The 18,811-nt window shown below is 47.7% G+C and carries 15 protein-coding genes; 10 read left to right on the top strand and 5 right to left on the bottom strand.

Annotation, left to right across the window (positions count from 1 at the left end):
* Positions 1–332: 332 nt before the first annotated feature.
* From pepF to MHB84_RS00290, 9 genes are all read left to right on the top strand, one after another.
* Positions 333–2,135: an oligoendopeptidase F gene (pepF, locus tag MHB84_RS00330; protein WP_076289677.1), complete on the top strand. Its 1,803-nt coding sequence runs from the start codon at positions 333–335 to the stop codon at positions 2,133–2,135.
* Positions 2,136–2,244: 109 nt separating this feature from the next.
* Positions 2,245–2,760 carry a DUF2500 domain-containing protein gene (locus MHB84_RS00325; protein ID WP_246317977.1) on the top strand — a complete coding sequence of 172 codons (516 nt, stop codon included), beginning with the start codon at positions 2,245–2,247 and terminating at the stop codon, positions 2,758–2,760.
* A gap of 240 nt (positions 2,761–3,000) precedes the next feature.
* Complete coding sequence (locus MHB84_RS00320; RefSeq protein WP_076289678.1) at positions 3,001–4,494, top strand: rhamnulokinase; 1,494 nt, start codon at positions 3,001–3,003, stop codon at positions 4,492–4,494.
* A 1-nt stretch (position 4,495) separates the two neighbouring features.
* Positions 4,496–5,257 carry a DeoR/GlpR family DNA-binding transcription regulator gene (locus tag MHB84_RS00315; RefSeq protein ID WP_076289679.1) on the top strand — a complete coding sequence of 254 codons (762 nt, stop codon included), beginning with the start codon at positions 4,496–4,498 and terminating at the stop codon, positions 5,255–5,257.
* 67 nt (positions 5,258–5,324) lie between these two features.
* Positions 5,325–6,053: a (Fe-S)-binding protein gene (locus MHB84_RS00310; protein ID WP_063563333.1), complete on the top strand. Its 729-nt coding sequence runs from the start codon at positions 5,325–5,327 to the stop codon at positions 6,051–6,053.
* Positions 6,050–7,567, top strand: coding sequence for a LutB/LldF family L-lactate oxidation iron-sulfur protein (locus MHB84_RS00305; protein ID WP_076289680.1), 1,518 nt, complete (start codon positions 6,050–6,052; stop codon positions 7,565–7,567). The genes MHB84_RS00310 and MHB84_RS00305 overlap by 4 nt, the downstream gene beginning before the upstream one ends.
* Positions 7,557–8,282, top strand: a complete 726-nt coding sequence (locus MHB84_RS00300; RefSeq protein WP_076289681.1) for a LutC/YkgG family protein — start codon at positions 7,557–7,559, stop codon at positions 8,280–8,282. The genes MHB84_RS00305 and MHB84_RS00300 overlap by 11 nt, the downstream gene beginning before the upstream one ends.
* Positions 8,283–8,542: 260 nt before the next feature.
* Positions 8,543–9,097 (top strand): glutathione peroxidase, encoded by a 555-nt coding sequence (locus MHB84_RS00295; protein ID WP_076289682.1) that lies wholly within the window; start codon positions 8,543–8,545, stop codon positions 9,095–9,097.
* Positions 9,098–9,476: 379 nt separating this feature from the next.
* Positions 9,477–12,650, top strand: a complete 3,174-nt coding sequence (locus tag MHB84_RS00290) for a bifunctional cytochrome P450/NADPH--P450 reductase (protein ID WP_076289683.1) — start codon at positions 9,477–9,479, stop codon at positions 12,648–12,650.
* A gap of 235 nt (positions 12,651–12,885) precedes the next feature.
* Here the strand turns inward: MHB84_RS00290 and MHB84_RS00285 are convergent, their stop codons facing one another.
* The gene (locus tag MHB84_RS00285; protein ID WP_076289684.1) at positions 12,886–13,284 is read right to left on the bottom strand and encodes a hypothetical protein; all 399 of its coding nucleotides are present in this window, start codon (positions 13,282–13,284) and stop codon (positions 12,886–12,888) included.
* A gap of 120 nt (positions 13,285–13,404) precedes the next feature.
* Here MHB84_RS00285 and MHB84_RS00280 point away from each other — a divergent pair, with 120 nt between their 5' ends.
* Positions 13,405–13,749, top strand: coding sequence for a hypothetical protein (locus tag MHB84_RS00280; RefSeq protein WP_076289685.1), 345 nt, complete (start codon positions 13,405–13,407; stop codon positions 13,747–13,749).
* A 204-nt stretch (positions 13,750–13,953) separates the two neighbouring features.
* On the opposite strand, the gene MHB84_RS00275 is transcribed toward MHB84_RS00280, so the two are convergent.
* The 4 genes from MHB84_RS00275 to MHB84_RS00260 form a co-directional block, all read right to left on the bottom strand.
* Entirely contained in the window at positions 13,954–15,600 is a 1,647-nt protein-coding gene (locus tag MHB84_RS00275) for an MGH1-like glycoside hydrolase domain-containing protein (RefSeq protein ID WP_076289686.1), read from the bottom strand.
* A gap of 23 nt (positions 15,601–15,623) precedes the next feature.
* Positions 15,624–16,940 (bottom strand): ABC transporter substrate-binding protein, encoded by a 1,317-nt coding sequence (locus MHB84_RS00270; RefSeq protein WP_076289687.1) that lies wholly within the window; start codon positions 16,938–16,940, stop codon positions 15,624–15,626.
* Positions 16,941–17,015: 75 nt separating this feature from the next.
* Positions 17,016–17,855 carry a carbohydrate ABC transporter permease gene (locus MHB84_RS00265; RefSeq protein ID WP_063563342.1) on the bottom strand — a complete coding sequence of 280 codons (840 nt, stop codon included), beginning with the start codon at positions 17,853–17,855 and terminating at the stop codon, positions 17,016–17,018.
* A 5-nt stretch (positions 17,856–17,860) separates the two neighbouring features.
* Positions 17,861–18,775 carry a carbohydrate ABC transporter permease gene (locus MHB84_RS00260; RefSeq protein WP_076289688.1) on the bottom strand — a complete coding sequence of 305 codons (915 nt, stop codon included), beginning with the start codon at positions 18,773–18,775 and terminating at the stop codon, positions 17,861–17,863.
* Positions 18,776–18,811: the final 36 nt, after the last annotated feature.

Raw genomic sequence — 18,811 nt, 5'->3', positions numbered from 1 at the left:
ACTAACAGTTTAACAAAAGTTTTCTTGAAACGTAGAGGGCAGAAGTATCCTGAAGAAGCGAAGCGTTCGCCTAAAAGCTTTCTGAAAGAAAGCTACATCGGAAGCATATGCTTATCCCCGGATTTCTCCTTTAAAAAAGGGATCAAAAAATCTGGGGATAACAGCGATCGGAAGGTTATTCTGCCGGCGGAGTGACGCGAGCAAACTAAATTTTCCAACATGGTTGTGAATCCCTTGTACCAAAAGGCTCATTTTAGGATATGTAAGGCATAAATGCTCCGAATATGATACGATGAGAGATATTGGAAATGCAAGGAGGAGGACATTTAACGATGGAAAAAATACGTACACGCGATGAAGTAAGCCAAGAGACTACCTGGGACTTGCGAGACTTGTTTGGGACTGACGAAGAGTGGGAGCAGGAGCTTAGATCATTGACTGAAGCTGCTGCTCATATCGAAACATTCAAAGGACATCTGGGCGAAGGCGCTGAGCAGCTGCTGGCCTGTCTGGATGCCCGTGAAGCACTTCATGAACGGATTGGAAAAACAGCTTCATATGCCCGACTTAAACAGTCGGAGGACAGTACCAATCCCGTGAATATTGAGAATTCAGCCAAGGCAGGAGATATTTTATCGAATTTGTCGTCGTCCTTGTCTTTTGTGAATTCCGAGATCGTGAATCTTCCCGATGGAACGATTAAACGTTATATTGAAGAACTTCCGGGTTTGCAGCCGTATGCTCGAAGTCTGGATCGTCTAATTCAGGAAAAAGCACATCGTCTCTCGCCCGAAACGGAGAAGGTACTCGCTTCCCTTGGGGAAGTGCTGGACTCACCATACCGGATCTATCTGCGCGGCAAACTGGCAGACATGACGTTTGACGATGCACTTGACAGTGATGACAATAATCGTCCGCTTTCCTGGTCATTTTATGAGAACAATTATGAAATGTCTTCGGATACGAAGCTGCGCCGCTCTGCGTATGCCGCGTTCAGCTCCAAACTGAGCGATTACAAAAATACGTTCGCTGAAGGTTACGCCACCGAAGTGAAGAAACAGGTCGTTATGTCCAGGCTGCGTGGATATGATGATGTTACGGATATGTTGCTCAGCCCGCAGCAGGTGAGCAAAGACATGTACAACAATGTACTGGATATCATCCAGAAGGAACTTGCACCTCATATGCGCAGACTGGCAGCTCTCAAGAAACGTGAGCTAGGCCTGGACAAGCTGATGTTCTGTGATCTGAAAGCACCACTGGACCCTGAATTCAGCCCTGCCATTACATATGAGGAAGCCTGCACACTCATTCGTGAAGCTCTTGCGGTGATGGGACCGGAATATGGCGACATTGTGGAACGTGCATTTAGTGAGCGGTGGGTAGATTACGCTGATAATGCGGGCAAATCGACAGGAGCTTTTTGTTCGTCCATATATGGTTCTCATTCCTATATCCTCATCTCATGGGCAAACAATATGCGCGGAGCGTTTACACTTGCCCATGAAGTTGGACATGCCGGACATTTCATGCTTGCCGGGCATTACCAACGTCTTACGAATACACGACCGTCTCTCTACTTCATAGAGGCGCCTTCAACGATGAATGAAATGCTGCTGGCAGATCATTTGTTGAAACGTTCTGATAATCCGAGAATGCGTCGTTGGGTCATTTTGCAATTGCTCAATACGTACTACCATAACTTTGTTACGCATCTGCTTGAGGGTGAATTGCAGCGTCAGGTGTACGCACTTGCAACCAAAGATGAACCTATTACTGCGAAGACGTTAAGTCAGTTGAAAGGCAATATCCTCTCCGAGTTCTGGGGGCCTGATCTAGTTATTGACGAAGGGGCGAAACTGACCTGGATGAGACAGCCTCATTATTATATGGGATTGTATCCATATACCTATGCAGCAGGTCTGACGGCATCTACCGCTGCTGCACAGCTGATTCGGGAAGAGGGACAGCCTGCCGTAGATCGCTGGCTTGATGCATTGAAAGTGGGAGGAAGCCTTGATCCGCAAGAGCTGATGAAGCTTGCGGGTGTAGACATGTCTGGACCTGAGCCGATTCGTGCTGCTGTTGCCTATGTTGGCAGTCTGGTCGATGAACTTGAACGTCTGTATTTGTAATCAGGTTCATATAGTATACGGACAAGGCTTGTAGGGTTGTCTACGTGCACCGTCTCCTTGGCAGGGGGGCGGTGCATCTTAATTTGCAGGGAGAAGGGAACGATGATGAATGACGTCATTGAGCATATCTTCATCACTGGGCTGGTTAAGCATGGATGGTTTCGGTATTTTTGATGACATGAATGATGTTCCGGGATTTGAGGGCAATCAGAGTGGTTTTTTTGCTGGATTCAATGAGATTGGTGCAATGAGTGCGTTTGGATCCATTTTTATCGGTGGCATTTTTCTCATCATTGCTGGTGTCATTGTTTATGCCATTATTTCAGGGGTACGCACATGGTCATCGAATAATGCTTCAGCGCTGTTAACCTTGCATTCAACGATTGTGGCAAAGCGAACGAGAGTTAGTGGAGGATCAGGGGACAGCAGTGCTTCAACTTACTATTACATTACATTTGAGCTGGACAACGGTGAACGGGTAGAACTGAACGTAGGTGGGAGTGACTACGGTATGCTTGTGGAACATGACCGAGGCATGCTGACATATCAGGGGACAAGGTTTAAGCATTTTGAAAGAGATGTTCAGCCTCAGTCCGGTGTTAACAAAAACAGCTTTTATACGTGAAATAACAGGAAGGCGGCTCCTCCCGAGTGGAGAGAGTCGTTTTTGGTATGAGTAAAAGAAACCAATCACAGGGTATTCAAACGCTTACATTGATGATATACTCGTAAAATAAAGCTAAACAGTATAAAACAAAAATAAACAAACAAAAAAATAAAGAATAAAGTACAGAGCAGTCATCATTGAAATCAAGAAATGTTCAAGGGCGAAATATAGTATGGGATGAAGGGCTGGTGAAGAGCGGTGAGTGTGCTGGCGTATGATTTGGGTGCTGGAAGCGGGAGAGCACTGCTGGGTCATCTGAATGATCGGGGAATGGAAACGTTGGAGATCCATCGGTTCAAGAATGAGCCGGTAAAAGTGGGGGAGTGGCTGCACTGGGATATATTGAGGCTGCACCATGAATTGCTGGAAGGGCTGAACCTTGTTAAACAAAAGGGAGAGCAGCCTGAAAGTCTGGGGATTGATTCCTGGGCGGTTGATTTTGGACTGCTTGGAAGTCATGGTGAATTGTTGGGCAATCCATATCATTACCGTGATGCACAGTTTAACGGCATGATGGATCAGGTGCGTAAGGAATTGACCTCTCAGCGAATTTTCGAACGCACAGGCATCCAGTTTCTTAGCTTTAACACACTATATCAGTTGGCAACGCTTAAGCGAAGTGGCTCCCCAATGCTTAACGAAGCGGAGCGTTTCCTCATGATCCCTGATCTACTTCGTTACTTTCTAACCGGTGAAGCGGTGAATGAGTTTACCAACGCCACCACAACACAGCTGTACAATCCAACCATAGGGCATTGGGACGGTGAACTGCTTGCACATATTGGTATTTCAGAGACGCTGTTTGGAGAAGCAGTCATGCCAGGTACTCAAGTGGGGCAGCTGCGCAGCAGCATTTGCAGTGATCTTGGCTTATCTGCCATTCCGGTTATTGCGGTTGCAGAGCATGACACAGGTTCGGCGGTTGTGGCTGTTCCGGCAACAGAGCGTTCATTTGCCTACCTAAGCTGCGGAACCTGGTCACTAATGGGCACGGAGATTGATCACCCCGCCATCAGTTCCGAGAGTTTGGCGCTCAATTTTACGAATGAGGGCGGGGCAGGAGGCACGTTCCGTTTGCTTAAGAACATCATGGGCCTGTGGATTTTGCAGGAATGCATGCGTGAATGGGAACGGAAGGGACAGGGAATCAGCTATGCGGAGTTACTAAGCAGGGCGGAACTTGCTCCTCCATTTGCGAGCTTGTTTGATCCCGATGATGACCGGTTTATGCCAGCAGGGGATATGACCTCTCGCATACAAAAATATTGTCGTGATACAGGGCAGGCTGAGCCGCAAGACCAGGGGGCCATTGCCCGTTCTATTCTGGAGAGCCTTGCACTGAAGTATCGGCGAGTGCTGGAATGGACAGAACAACTGTCCAGACAGTCTTTTAATGGATTGCATATGGTCGGTGGTGGCATTCAGAATCGCCTGTTATGTCAGTGGACAGCCAATTCCATTGGCAAACCGGTATGGGCGGGGCCAGCAGAAGGTAGTGCGATTGGGAACATGGCTGTACAGTGGATGGCAAGCGGAGCCTTTAAGGATATATGGGAAGCCCGCAAGGTCATACGTGATTCATTCCCAGTTACCGATTATGAGCCAAAGGACAGACCCATCTGGGAAGAGGCCTACGGTAGATTCCTAAGGTTGACGGCTTCGCCCAACTCACAAGCTGGGAGCGAGGTGTAACATGCTGGCAGCAGAGCGCTATGACCGGATTGTGGAGATGGTTAATGTTAAGGGCAGTATGCGTGTATCCGAGCTTAGTGAGCACTGCCGGGTAACAGAAGAGACCATTCGGCGTGATCTCGACCGGCTGGAGCAAGCAGGGCGACTGCGCCGTTCCCATGGTGGCGCTGTTAGCGTGAAGGAAGAGCAGCCGGAGATCCCTTACCGGGTAAGGGAAACAACACATGCTGAGGAAAAGAAAAGAATTGCCCTGTCTGCTCTATCCATGATTCGTCCGGGTGATCGAATTCTACTGGATGCCAGCACGACAGCAGGTTATATGGCGGCCAATATGCCAGATATGCCATTGACCGTATTGACCAACTCCATACAGGTAGCCACCGAACTGAGCAGCAGGGACAAGATTGAAGTCATTTCAACTGGTGGCCAGTTGGCCCAACGATCTCTGTCTTTTGTTGGACCGCTCGCCGAACGTTCTCTGGAGACATATCATGTCGATAAATTGTTCCTGTCTTGTAAAGGTGTGCATCTGGAAGGCGGCGGAATAAGTGAATCCAATGAGCTTCAGGCACGGTTGAAGCAGAAAATGGTCGGTATATCCGACCAGGTCATTTTGCTTGCAGATACGAGCAAGTTTGGGGTACGTGCATTTGCCCGGGTAACCGGGTTAAATGCGGTTCATGCGGTGATCACGGATCAGTCGCTTGGTGATGATTTGATAGAACGACTGAACAGCTATGATATCTCAATCACAAGGGTGTAAAACAATACGGTACTCGATACTTATAAGCGTTATAACAACAATTCATCAGTTATAGGAGCGTGTAATCATGAAAGTCTCCTTATTCATTACCTGCCTCAGCGATGCCATATATCCCCGCGTGGGGGAGGCCATGGTGAGATTGCTCGCCGCTCATGGCGTTCGGTTGGATTTCCCGCCCGTGCAGACCTGCTGCGGTCAGCCTTCCTACAACAGCGGGTATTGGGATGAGACACGGGTAGCCGCCAAAACGATTCTGGAAGCCTTTGATGACAGCGATTTTGTCGTCTGTCCCTCGGGCTCCTGTACGTACATGATTCATCATTATCCCGAGCTGTTTGTCGATGAACCTGTATGGCTGGAGAAGGCTAAACGTTTGGAAGCCAAAGCCTACGAATTCACGCAGTTTCTCGTTCAGGTGCTTGGCATCACGGATTTGGGTGCACATTTTCCGCATAAGGTTACATACCACCCCTCCTGTCATGGTAGCCGTTTGTTAGGCGTAAAGGATGAGCCTATGGCATTACTTTCGGCAGTAAAAGGTTTGGAATTTGTTCCCCTTCCTTACGGAGAGGACTGCTGCGGCTTTGGCGGTACCTTTGCGATCAAAATGCCGGATATATCTGGTGCCATGGTCACAGAAAAAGTAGATCACATTAAAGAGACGGAAGCTGAAGTATTGGTAGGACTGGATATGGCCTGTCTAATGAATATCGCAGGTAACCTGCGGTATCGGAATGAACCAGTGCGTGTGATGCATTTGGCTGAACTGCTATATGAGGGGGTGCAAACAGGATGAGTCAACCCGGTGTAATGGATGTTACCGTCAAAGAACGTGCAGAATTGGCTTTGAATGATGACTTCCTGCGGAAAGCCGTCAAGTTTACGACAGAGCGATTGCGTAATGGCAAGAAGTCCGCATCCGAAGAACATGGCAACTGGGAAGAATGGCGTGAACGTGGACGTCAGATTCGTCTACATACGATCGCACATCTGGATTATTACCTGAATGAATTCGTCAATAATGCACGTGCCAATGGAGTTCATATTCATTTTGCCGATACTTCGGTAGAGGCAGCATCGATTGCACTTGATATTGCGGCTCACAAGCAGGCTTCTACCGTGGTAAAATCCAAGTCCATGGTGTCCGAGGAAGTGCATCTCAACCATGTATTGGAATCCGCAGGTATTGAAGCAATAGAGACCGATCTGGGCGAATATATCATTCAATTGGCGGGTGAAGCCCCATCTCATATCGTCATTCCGGCTATTCACAAGAACCGATACCAGATTGCGGACCTGTTATCCAAGGAAGCGGGAGAAATTCTGGAACCGGACACCACCGTACTTGCCGGATTTGTACGCAAAAAGCTGCGTGAGAAGTTTCTTGAAGCAGATATTGGCATGACCGGCTGCAATTTTGCGATTGCGGAGACGGGTTCCATGGTTCTATTTGAAAATGAAGGCAATGCCCGCATGGTATCCACCGTGCCAAAAACACAGATTACCTTAATGGGCATGGAGCGTATCATTCCATCCTGGACGGATCTGGAGGTGATGGCAACCTTACTGCCACGCTCTGCGACAGGTCAAAAATTGACGATGTATATGTCAGGCATAACCGGCCCTCGCCGAACAGAAGACGGGGACGGGCCAGATGAAATGCACATTATTATCGTGGATAATGGACGTTCACTTCAGTTGGGTGATCCCGAGTTTCAGGAGCTGTTGAACTGTATTCGCTGTGGTGCATGTTTGAACGCTTGTCCGGTATATCGTCATATCGGCGGGCATGCCTATGGTGGAACCTACAGTGGACCGATTGGAGCGGTACTTACACCTGCACTGAATGGCAACATCGATGAATGGAACGACATCGCGGGTGCTTCCAGTCTGTGCGGAGCCTGTTATGAAGCCTGTCCGGTCAAAATTCCGCTGCATGATATGCTCGTATATTTACGCAGACGCAAGGTGGAAGAGGGCCATGGCAATAAGCTTGAGAGCGCTGGAATGAAAGGTTTTGCAGCGGTTGTATCCAATTCTAAACGATTCGGAGCGGCTATTCGTCTCGGACAGATTGGTCAGAAAGCCGTTGTACGGAATAACGGAATTTCACTTAAACTTGGGCCCCTCAAAGGCTGGAACAGCTATCGGGTTGCGCCAAGCCTCGCGAAGCGTTCCTTCCGGCAGCAATGGAACAAGCTGGATCAGGAGCTGAATCAAGACAAGAAAGAGATGGATTCTTCCGTTCGGGATCGAATGGAACAGATTCTGCGTGAGCGCGAGGGGGGCGGTGGTCAACATGAACACTGAACATCAGGAATGGCTGGAGCAATTGGAGAAAAAGTCTCGTGCGAAGCAGGAACACTTTATGAATGACATTGCGTCCAAATTGAGAAGACCACGGCAGACACATGCTCCGACTCAACCTTTTCGCGGTGCACCCGCATTCTGGACGGATTTGGAGTGGGACATAGATAAGCGCATACAGGCATTCACCGATAATTTTGTGAGTGTAGGTGCTCATATTGCGCGGGTAAGAGACATTGGCGAAGCTTCAGACTTTATCGCTAATAAATCTCATGAATTGAGTGCGAAATATATCATACGTCAGAATGAACAGGCACTGACGGATCTTGGATTGGAAGAGCAACTTCCCGATGTGCAGATTTCTGTATGGAACAGCCAAGCAGAGGAGAACTGGAAGGCACGGGCAGCCGAGGCAGATATCGGTGTAGTAATGGCGGATTATGCCACAGCATATACGGGTTCCGTCACTGTGCTTTCTTCGCCAGAAAAGGGACGCTCAGTGAGTCTATTGCCTACCGTACTCATCATTATTATTCCAGTTGAACGGCTCTACACCAGACTTGGTGAAACGCTTGATCGATTCGATGAAGCGGGAAGAGAGAATCTTCCTGCAGGCATACATTTTATTTCCGGTCCTAGTCGTTCTTCTGATATTGAAAATGATTTGACGATTGGTGTCCATGGGCCGGGGATTGTATATGGTCTTATTATGGGTTAGCTACATTTCGAAATGCACAACTTTAACGAATGACTGTCCAAAAGCAGCTTTTTATCTGCGAAGGGCAGTTTTTTCTATTTCTAGTATGTCCATTATAAAAGGGATAATGAGCCATATAATCATATGGCAGCAGACAAGATGGTTTATAGATAAAAACTATTAATATTATAATTATTATATATTTAACCTATCAATAGAAGCGGCGTATAATCCATTTCAAGAGAGGGTTCATGTGAGAACCGACCAAGGAGGCGTTATGAATGAGTATATTTAACTATCCGGTTCCATTCATGGATGGAGGTACGGGTGATTTATCTGTTTTGAGAGGGAAAGTACTGCTTATTGTGAATACAGCCAGCAAGTGCAGTTACTCTCGACAATTTACGGAACTTCAGCACTTGTATGAGCAGTATCGTGATCAAGGGCTGGAGATCCTGGCGTTTCCCTGTGATCAGTTTAATCACAAGGAACCGGGCAGTAATGATGAGATAGCTCAGTATTGCAGGAATCATTTTCATATTTCCTTTCCGATTTCTGAGAAGATCGAGGTTACCGGACCATTCATACATCCTTTGTTTCGCGATCTGGTCGAAACAGTCCCATTTGAGGGTTATGATATGGAATCGGAAGAAGGTCGGTGGATGAATCAGTTCCTCAAGGAGAAACATCCCGAATTATACCGGGGAGACGGGATCAAATGGAATTTCACCAAGTTTCTGATTGATCGAACAGGGGAAGTGAGTGGTCGCTATGAGACTACGGTTACACCGAAAGAGATGGAGTCCGCGATTCGGGATTTGCTGAGACAGGCCTAGTTTGAGTTTGAGCGAACTGTGTATCTTCAAAATTCTAGTGTTCGTTCAGAGCAAAATATTCTCTATTTTAGTGGACCAAAGGGGAAATTTACTCATGCCAATTTGGATGGATACCCATTGGTCCTAAGACTTTGAGACTGTTGAAGATTAGGACTGGAAATGTTAGGGTAAAAGAAAGATAACGAAGGAGCCCATTTTTTTTAATCTAAACTGACCAATATACCATTTTGGTCAGTTGGTTCCGGTATGATTTTCAGGTTATCTGGATGAAATATGAAAATTTGCAGAAAATGTAGTCATGTCTGTTGATCTGAAGTCGTAGTTGAACGAAGGTATTATTTTTTAGTCGAACGTAACACTTGGAAGAGGAGTGAGTATTATGGCGCAAATTTCAGTTCCCCAACCCAAAACTTTTGGACCTTTAGGAAACTTACCACAGTTAAACACCGATGAACCTGTACAATCCCTAGTGAAACTCGCTGAAGAGTATGGCCCCATTTTTCGAATGGATTATCCTGGCCGAAGTGAATTGTATATTTCAGGTCATAAACTGGTAGCTGAGGTTACCGACGAATCCAAATTCGATAAACGTGTATGGGCACCGCTGGAGAAGGTACGTGCATTTGCCGGAGATGGCCTGTTTACGAGTTGGACTCAAGAACCGAATTGGAAAAAAGCTCACAATGTGTTGCTGCCCAGCTTTAGCCAGCGTGCGATGCAGGGATATCACAACAAAATGATTGATCTCGCTGTACAGCTCGTGCAGAAGTGGTCCAGATTAAACCCGGATGAGACGGTTAACGTACCTGATGATATGACTCGTCTCACCCTGGATACGATTGGATTGTGCGGATTCAACTACCGATTTAACAGCTTTTACCGGGAAGAACCGCATCCCTTCATTACCAGTATGGTTCGAGCGTTGGACGAATCGATGAGTTCGTTGCAGCGTTTGCGTCTGCAAGACAAGCTGATGATCACCAAAAAGAAACAGTTTGAGCAGGATATCCGTTCGATGTACTCACTGGTGGATCATATTATTGCGGAGCGTAAGGAGCAGCCCCAGGAAGGGGCGGACGATCTGTTGTCCCACATGCTTAGTGGCAAGGACCCGGAAACCGGGGAAACGCTGGACGATGAAAATATCCGTTACCAGATCATCACCTTCCTGATTGCTGGACATGAGACGACGAGTGGCTTGTTGTCCTTTGCCATCTATTATTTAATGAAAAATCCGGATACACTCGCCAAGGCTCAAGCTGAAGCAGATCAGATTCTGAAAGATCCGGTTCCAACATACAATCAGGTCCGCAATCTGAAATATGTTCGCATGGTTTTGAACGAAGCATTGCGGTTGTGGCCAACGGCTCCAGCATTCTCCTTATACGCGAAGAAAGACCTTGTTCTGGACGGAAAATATCCTTTGCAAAAAGGGGATAGTGTCAGTGTGCTCATTCCCAAGCTGCATCGGGACCGCGAAGCATGGGGTGACGATGTCGAGGCATTCCGTCCGGAACGGTTCGAAGATCCGAGCAAGGTGCCACATGATGCCTATAAACCGTTTGGTAATGGTCAGCGGGCCTGCATTGGCCAGCAGTTCGCCCTTCAGGAAGCAACGCTTGTGCTAGGTATGGTCCTGAAGCATTTTGAATTCATCGATCATGCGGACTATCAGTTGAAAGTGAAAGAAACGTTGACGCTCAAACCCGATAACTTCACGATTCGTGTTCGAGCACGCGGGGGTCAACCGGTCATGGCTGTGCCGGGTGTTGCCGTGGAGGAACCGACTCCGGTTGCCAAACGACAAGAGCCGGATACAGCAAATGCCCATCACACCCCGATGCTCGTCCTGTATGGATCCAATCTCGGGACTGCGGAAGGTATTGCGCGTGAAATCGCAGATACCGCAAGATATCAGGGCTTCCGCAGCGAGGTGGCTACCCTGGATGATCGTGTAGGTAAACTTCCGAAGGAAGGCGTCGTCATCATTGTGAGTGCATCCTACAATGGTCAGCCACCAAGCAATGCCAAGGATTTTGTTGAATGGATTGAACATGCGGATGCAGGGGAATTCCAAGGCGTTCGATTCTCTGTTCTCGGATGTGGGGATCACAACTGGGCCAGCACGTACCAGCGTATCCCACGTTTGATTGATGAGCAGCTATCTTCCAAAGGAGCAGAACGGTTATCACCCATCGGGGAAAGTGATGCTAGCGGGGACTTTGAGAAACAGGTTGGAGACTGGACTGAGCAACTATGGCCGGATCTGGCACGAACTCTGGGCCTCAAGTTGAACACAAGCTCAGGTAGTGAGCGCAGTTCCTTGTCAGTACAGTTTGTCAGCGGACTGGCAGTAACGCCGCTCGCGGATACGTATGATGCACATGTTGCTGAAGTGCTTGAGAATCGGGAACTTCATGATGCGGGCAGTGAACGAAGCACACGTCATCTGGAGATTAAACTGCCTGAAGGCGCAACGTATAAGGAAGGCGATCACCTGGGCATTTTACCGCAGAACCCGTCTGAGCTCGTAGAACGAGTATTGAAACGATATGGATTCACAGGTACGGAACATCTGGTTCTGGATGCATCAGGTCGCAGCGCAGCTCATCTGCCATTGCACCAACCGGTTAATCTGGTCGATCTGCTCAGTCACAGTGTCGAGCTTCAGGAAGCGGCAACTCGGGCCCAACTGAGGGAACTCGCGGCGTACACGGTATGTCCACCGCATAAGAAGGAGCTCGAAGCGCTTCTTGATGAGTCTGTATACATGGAAGAAGTACGTAAGAAACGTATATCCATGCTGGATTATTTGGTGAAATACGAAGCATGTGAGCTGCCTTTCGAACGGTTCTTGGAACTGCTGCCTTCCCTGAAAGCCCGATATTATTCAATATCCAGTTCACCACGAGTGCAGCCTGAACAGGCCAGCATAACCGTCAGTGTAGTGCGTGCTCCGGCGTGGAGTGGTCAGGGAGAATATAAAGGCATAGCGTCTAACTATCTATCAAACTTGAAGCCTGGTGAAGAGGTAGTCATGTTCATACGTACGCCTGAGTCCGGGTTCGAACTACCAGAAAATGCAGAGGCTCCAATTATTATGGTTGGTCCGGGGACGGGCGTAGCTCCATTCCGTGGTTTCCTGCAGGCAAGACGTGTATTGAAGGAAAAAGGTCAGCAGGTTGGCGAGGCCCATCTGTATTTTGGATGTCGCAACCCTGAACATGACTATTTGTATAAAAATGAACTCGAAACAGCCGAACAAGAGGGGCTTGTCCAGCTTCATACCGCTTTCTCCCGTGTGGACGGGGAAGAGAAATGTTACGTGCAGCATCTAATGAGAGATGATACCCACAAATTGATTCCTCTGCTTGAGCAGGGTGGACATCTGTATGTTTGCGGCGATGGCAGCAAGATGGCACCTGATGTTGAAGCAACACTCAAGAAAGCGTACGCTGATGTCAGCGGCAACTCCACGGAGCAAGCCGATGCGTGGTTAGAACGTTTGCAGCAGGAAGGTCGTTATGCCAAAGATGTTTGGACAGGTATCTGAGTGATACGTTCCTGATTTCAATCATTGATAGGCATCTACGCGGTGAGACACAGAAGGATCCTGTGCTCACCGCTTTTTGCTATGGCACAATATCCGAGCAGACTAATGCACCTATGAGTTATACTAGGGAAGAGAAATATGCATATCATGACATGGGATAGATCCAGGGTATGGATCGTTCTTTAATCAAGATTGCAAGTACAGACAGATATGAATTCAGCGATGTCTGGTCTCGTTATTTCTTCTTTTTATTCGTTGGACGATAGATCGATTCGACCTGAGTTAGCGGAAAGAGAATACGTGAGGAGAATTTACCTTTTCCCTGCAGCTCAATGTAATCCAGTCCAACACCAACAAGTCGGATATTGTTAAATGCATTTCGAGATGGGATTACCGTGCGGATGCCTACCCGTATGCCTCGCCGTGCTCGTGGTACATCAAATACACGAATGGAAAACAAGCTGAGTGGAATAAATAACTGCCGATTAACTTTGATGAAATTGCGCGGATATACTTTTCTAATTATTCCAGGTTCCAGACCAGACAATGGAGCATTCAGTTCTGCCAGATGTCCCTGGAACTCGGCCAGACGCTGCTGAAGTGTTTTTCCTGTATGAAGTTGGTGCCAATTCATAAGCAATCCTCCGTTCGCCATTTATACCTACTATATGAATGGACGAGGGCAAGAGGTGAGCAAAATGGCGCCCATGTTACTCATGATAAGGTACAACTTAAGATATAGGGAGTGATTCAGATGGACGTGGAAATGTATAAAGACCTCATTCGCGATGAACGTGGCAACTATTATATCGCGGTACAGATGGAGGGTAATGAGCTTACGCTTGTTAACGCATTTGTAGAAGCATCGTTTACACCGGAACTGATCTATAATGAAGAATTTCGGAATAAACATAAAGAGATGGAAGGCGGCTTTGTAGGCAAAATCGCAATGGACCTTCTCCGACATGATGTGGTCATGGGTTTGAAACAAATGGACAGAAAGCTGCTGGAGCTGTCGGATGTTGAACAGAAGTACACGGTGAACTATATAGATACGATTGAGTTCTATCGCCACCCTGCGTGGGAGCGGAAAGCATAAGAAAATGTTGGCTTTCTCGTATAAATAAAGGGAGTCTTCAAAGTTAACTTCTCTTCAACCGTCGTGGACAGTCCATACGATATTAAATTGTAAAAGCGCAAGTACAGGGGATTTCCTCCTGCTACTTGCGCTTTTGCTGTTGAACTCTATATCGGCCAATGGGCCTGATTAATGCTCCTGAAGAAAGGATACTTTTTTAACCCACTAGCAATAAGAAGGATAGATGATGCCAATATCCCGTTCTGTTTTCAAGTTTCCCTCAATATATCGCTGGAGTTCATTTCCTTTGATTCGAAACGGAATGCATTTTCCTCGATAGATCAGTTCACCTTCAATCGTGCGCACGCTCATTCCGATGATGCCTTCCAAATGTCCACTACGATCCGTAATGAATCGAATTCCCGCTGGTCCTTCCATAAAAACCTTACCATCCTGATATACCGTTACCCGTTCTGGCGTGTTCACCAATTCAAAATGCAGTCCATTCATCGTGCGGCTGTACGCCGTATGACCAGCTACTTCTTCGCCATGATCCATGTCGATGGGGAGAAGACCGGTAAACCACAGTTGATCCGATCCAACCGGCATGATGCCGCATAACCGTTCCACATAATCAAGCAGGCAAAGAATGGAGGGGGAATAGGTTTCGGTAAAACCTTCCTCCCCGGTCCATGGACTTAAAGCCTGCGGAAAGCGCGTTGCTTTGGAAAGGGACGACAAGATGGGTTGCAGCACCCAGGTCAATTCCACATAGCGATGGTGATATTCAAATGCATGTGGTGCACGGATCAGACTCAGGAAATTGGATGCTCCACCCCAACTGTTATAAGAGGAGAACGGATCGAATCGTGGATCATCCATCGACATGGAGGTAAACGGGTATTTGGCGAAAAACTTGCTTGTGTTCAGCAAATACCTGCGCAGCATGTTATCAAACAATTTACGGTCGCCCACCTCGCAGGCCATCACGCGCAGCAGCACATCGGACTGTACCCTGACGAATTCGTCGTTGCGATCCCGGTCGTAGAAGAACATATCCTCTTCGTCATAACAGTAGCGGAAGAGACTTTCGAGACTGGTTTCAGCTTTTGCTTTCCAACCACCACTAGACTCCCCAAGTTCCTCAGCCATTTGGGATAAATACATGCGCTGGCAATATATATTGGCGGTTAAGTCTGGTGCCAAAAAAGGCAGGACCGGAGAGTCCGGATGGTAGGACGCAGCATCATGCATATAAGGTGTATCCGGGACATGCCAGAACCGGGGGGACAGATCATGCCCGGTATCAAAGGTGCTAAATGCCTCCACACAGCCTTTCCCTCGGGTATTACGATACGTTGCAATCCATTCGTCGTATTGTACCATTGCCTTGTACATGGTCTTCAGGAAGGAGCGGTTCTTTCCATGAAGTTGGTAGTGGTTCCATACGCTTCGTGCCAATGGTGTAACGAGTTGAATCTGACGAAAGGAAGGACCGTTCTCCGTTAGCTTATAAGGCAGCAATCCATCTTCTCTTTGGTGTCGGGCAAAAGCTAGATAGGTCGTTTCCGATACGGAAGGAATCAGACGTGACAGCAGCTCCGCATTAATAGTGCCCGTACTCTCCAGCCAGCAGCCCAGATAGATGCCACCTTCCTGAAGAATGGGCTCACTGCCGTTCAGGGGCACAATGCAAGTCAGTAACTTCTCCATTGCGGAATAATAAGTCGCTTCCAAACGTCCGCCGGATGCCGCGAATCGAACACCCGACGCCTGCCATTCCTGTATTAACTTTTGATCTTCCGGTTTACCTGGCTGCACATGATCGTGGATCGAGATCTGCCGCAGCTTGTTCAGCAGGGCTTCTGTCATGTTGACCTCCTTGAAGCGGTTAATTATTGATTGGATTCAAAAATTCGTACGGTGCCATTATAGAAGTCAGTCACGGCTTGCTCCACACTTTTTCGGCCAAAGCCGATTTCCTGGTTGGTTGTCTGGGCCAACTTGGAGAATTCAGCGAATCCCGGAGGATTATAGCTCACGTCAAAAGGCTCCGTTTTTGTAGCTTCAGATACAAAGCTGGTGTAATTATATACAATCTCTTCAACAGGTCCCGCTTCTTGTTGAAGCAGATTGCGGTTGGCTTCCGTAACGGGCACACCGCGATCGTTGCCGAGAATTTTGGCTGCATCCGGATCATTTATCCAGAAATCCATCAGGATCGCGACTTCTTTTGCATGTTTGGTATTTGCATAACCGGACAACCCCTGACTGGATTCAAATACAACCCCAGTTCCTTTTGGCCCCCGTGGTACAGGCAAAAGAATTAACTTATCTTCCGTGAGACTCTGGAAAGCAGCCAGTTGATTTGAAGGAAGCAAGCTCATAGCCGCCTTGCCCGTAATAAGCAAGGATTTACTCGTATCATCCGGTGGATTGGAAACCTGCAATTCAGGCGTGACCACACCTCCAGATTTGGAAGCCTGCTCCCAGTAAATGAACCATTCCAAAATGTCTTCTTTTGCAAATCCGAGCGTGCCGTTCTTCATATCATATAGCTGTTTGCCGCGTTGTTTCAAAAAGATGTCCATACCGTCAACCGTGAAATTATAGGTTCCATAAAATCCCTTGCCGAGCTTGTCGGACAGCTCCTTGCTGATTGCAGCATAATCTTCCCAAGTCCAATCCGAAGCTGGCAAAGGGATTCCCGCTTGATCGAACAGCGCCTGATTGACGACAATGCCCCGTGCATTCGCACCCGCGGAAATATGCTGCAACTTTCCATCAAGACGCCCATACTCAACCATGGTGGCATCCATGCCATCCAGATTCAGTTCACTACCGACATAAGGGTTCAGGTTCAAAAGCACATCCTTCTTGGCGTAGTCAACCACGTTACCTCCAAGGAAGAAAATATCCGGTGCTGTGCCTGACGCGAGCTGTGTATTCAACTTGTCAAAATATCCGGAGGAAGGCGCAAATTCACCTACAATTTTAATATTCGGATGTTTCTCCTGAAAAACCTTCAGGGCTTCATTCGTAATATCTGCCCGTTTTTGATCGCCCCACCACATCATGCGCAATTCGACTTGCCCGTCTTCCGCGGTTTCCGTTCCTTTTTGCTCATCAGCGCCGGTATGATCCGTTCCAGAGCAGGCAGTTACCAATAACAGGAGCGAAGCTATAACAGTGATCATTAATCGTTTGAACATGAGAAATCCCCCTGACGATGGATAATGAAAAACATAATATCTGTTGTACACGTATTGCGTCTGGACATTTCGTAATCACTTCAGCCCAGTCGTTGCAATTCCCTCTAGAAAATAACGCTGAAATACCAGAAAGATAATGGTCACAGGCAGCAGAGACAGCGTGGACATGGCGAGCAGTGCGCCCCAATCCGATTGTCCCGATGGATCGAATAACGACCGAATCCCAAGCTGTACGGTAAACAGATCAATTTTGCTCAGGTAGATCATCTGACTAAAGAAGTCATCCCAGCTCCAGATGAAGGTGAAGATCGCTGTTGTGATCAGGGCAGGAACGAGAAGAGGCACCACGATTCTGAAAAAAATCTGCGATTGCCCGCAACCGTCAATAGTTGCACTCTCGTCCAGCTCCCGTGGGATACCACGGATGAATTGAACCATGAGCAGAATGAAGAAGGAATCCTGTGCCAGCCACTTGGGCAGAATGAGCGGGAAATACGTATTAATCCAATGCAGCTCGTTATACAGAATGTACTGAGGTACCAGGGTTACATGGTAAGGAAGCATGATTGTGACCAGCATAATGCTGAACCACAGGCCTTTGAACTTGAACTTCAATCTGGAAAAGGCGTAGGCTGCCAGGGAACAAGAAATCACATTTCCCAACACACTCATGACCGAGATCAACGCCGAGTTACCGAAGAAGCGGCCAAACGAAACCCCTTGCAATCCTTTCCAGCCATTCACAAAATGATCAAGAGTAAAGCTGGTTGGAATCAGGCTACTATTCGTGAAGATGAGATGATTTGGTTTAAACGAACTGAGAATTAACCATAACACCGGATACAACATCAGCAGACCGAAGAGGATAATGGCGGCATGCCTCCCGGCTTGAACCAAACGTCGCTTTAGTGGCATGTGTACTATCTCCCTTCCTGATTGTCGCCGTAGAACACCCAGAATTTCGAGGTGAGAAAGACGATTGCGGTGAATACCCCGATAATGACCAGCATGATCCACGCCAGGGCAGAAGCATAACCCATATCAAAGAACGAGAAGCCTTTCAGATACAGGTACAAGGTATAGAACATTGTGGCGTCGAGCGGGCCTCCGCGTCCATCCCCGATCACATAAGCGGGTGTAAAGGCTTGAAACGAATTGATCATGCTCATGATCAGGTTGAAAAAAATAACAGGCGAGAGCATCGGAAGTGTGATGCCGAAGAATTGGCGTACCTTTCCGGCCCCGTCGACGTCCGAAGCTTCATATAAATCGGCTGGAATTTGCTTTAGGCCAGCCAGGAAGATAACCATGGCCGAACCGAACTGCCATACAGAGAGCGTAATGATCGTATAGACCACATAATCGGGATGGGCAATCCAGGCGGGTCCGGTGATTCCGAACCAACTCAGAAACTGATTGACCAAGCCACTTCCTTCGAAAATCTGACGCCAGACGATCGCAATAGCGACGCTGCCTCCCAATAGGGAAGGGATGTAATACACGGTTCGGTATAAGCCGAGTCCCCGAATCCCTTTGTTCAGCGCCATTGCTACAAGCAGGGCGAAGGCAAGCCTGAGCGGAACAGATAGAAATACATAATAAAATGTTAGCCTCAAAGATCTGCGAAAGGTATCGTCTTCGGCAAAAATCTGCACATAGTTGCTGAGCCCCGTCCACGTTGGTGATGATAACAAATTAAATTTAGTCAAGGACAGGTAGAGCGACGCAACCATCGGTCCGAGTGTCAGACAGAAAAGTCCGATGAGCCAGGGCAGCAGAAACAAATAGGCAGTCATATTCTGCTGGCCGTATAACGGCTTGGACAGCTTTCTCATCATAGGCCTCCCTTCAGGATTGGATGTTAATTCGTG

Source organism: Paenibacillus sp. FSL F4-0087, assembly GCF_038020215.1.
Classification (GTDB): Bacteria; Bacillota; Bacilli; order Paenibacillales; family Paenibacillaceae; genus Paenibacillus; species Paenibacillus taichungensis.
Note: the sequence above shows the minus strand (reverse complement) of the source record. Positions and strands in the feature narration are given on the sequence as shown.

What these genes read in the sequence shown, in the direction of transcription:
- MHB84_RS00300 (WP_076289681.1), top strand. Translation starts at nt 7,557, where the DNA reads ATGAACACTGAACATCAGGAATGGCTGGAGCAATTGGAGAAAAAGTCT.
- pepF (WP_076289677.1), top strand. Translation starts at nt 333, where the DNA reads ATGGAAAAAATACGTACACGCGATGAAGTAAGCCAAGAGACTACCTGG.
- MHB84_RS00285 (WP_076289684.1), bottom strand. Translation starts at nt 13,284, where the DNA reads ATGAATTGGCACCAACTTCATACAGGAAAAACACTTCAGCAGCGTCTG.
- MHB84_RS00295 (WP_076289682.1), top strand. Translation starts at nt 8,543, where the DNA reads ATGAGTATATTTAACTATCCGGTTCCATTCATGGATGGAGGTACGGGT.
- MHB84_RS00290 (WP_076289683.1), top strand. Translation starts at nt 9,477, where the DNA reads ATGGCGCAAATTTCAGTTCCCCAACCCAAAACTTTTGGACCTTTAGGA.
- MHB84_RS00260 (WP_076289688.1), bottom strand. Translation starts at nt 18,775, where the DNA reads ATGAGAAAGCTGTCCAAGCCGTTATACGGCCAGCAGAATATGACTGCC.
- MHB84_RS00270 (WP_076289687.1), bottom strand. Translation starts at nt 16,940, where the DNA reads ATGTTCAAACGATTAATGATCACTGTTATAGCTTCGCTCCTGTTATTG.
- MHB84_RS00265 (WP_063563342.1), bottom strand. Translation starts at nt 17,855, where the DNA reads ATGCCACTAAAGCGACGTTTGGTTCAAGCCGGGAGGCATGCCGCCATT.
- MHB84_RS00280 (WP_076289685.1), top strand. Translation starts at nt 13,405, where the DNA reads ATGGACGTGGAAATGTATAAAGACCTCATTCGCGATGAACGTGGCAAC.
- MHB84_RS00310 (WP_063563333.1), top strand. Translation starts at nt 5,325, where the DNA reads ATGAAAGTCTCCTTATTCATTACCTGCCTCAGCGATGCCATATATCCC.
- MHB84_RS00315 (WP_076289679.1), top strand. Translation starts at nt 4,496, where the DNA reads ATGCTGGCAGCAGAGCGCTATGACCGGATTGTGGAGATGGTTAATGTT.
- MHB84_RS00275 (WP_076289686.1), bottom strand. Translation starts at nt 15,600, where the DNA reads ATGACAGAAGCCCTGCTGAACAAGCTGCGGCAGATCTCGATCCACGAT.
- MHB84_RS00325 (WP_246317977.1), top strand. Translation starts at nt 2,245, where the DNA reads ATGACGTCATTGAGCATATCTTCATCACTGGGCTGGTTAAGCATGGAT.
- MHB84_RS00305 (WP_076289680.1), top strand. Translation starts at nt 6,050, where the DNA reads ATGAGTCAACCCGGTGTAATGGATGTTACCGTCAAAGAACGTGCAGAA.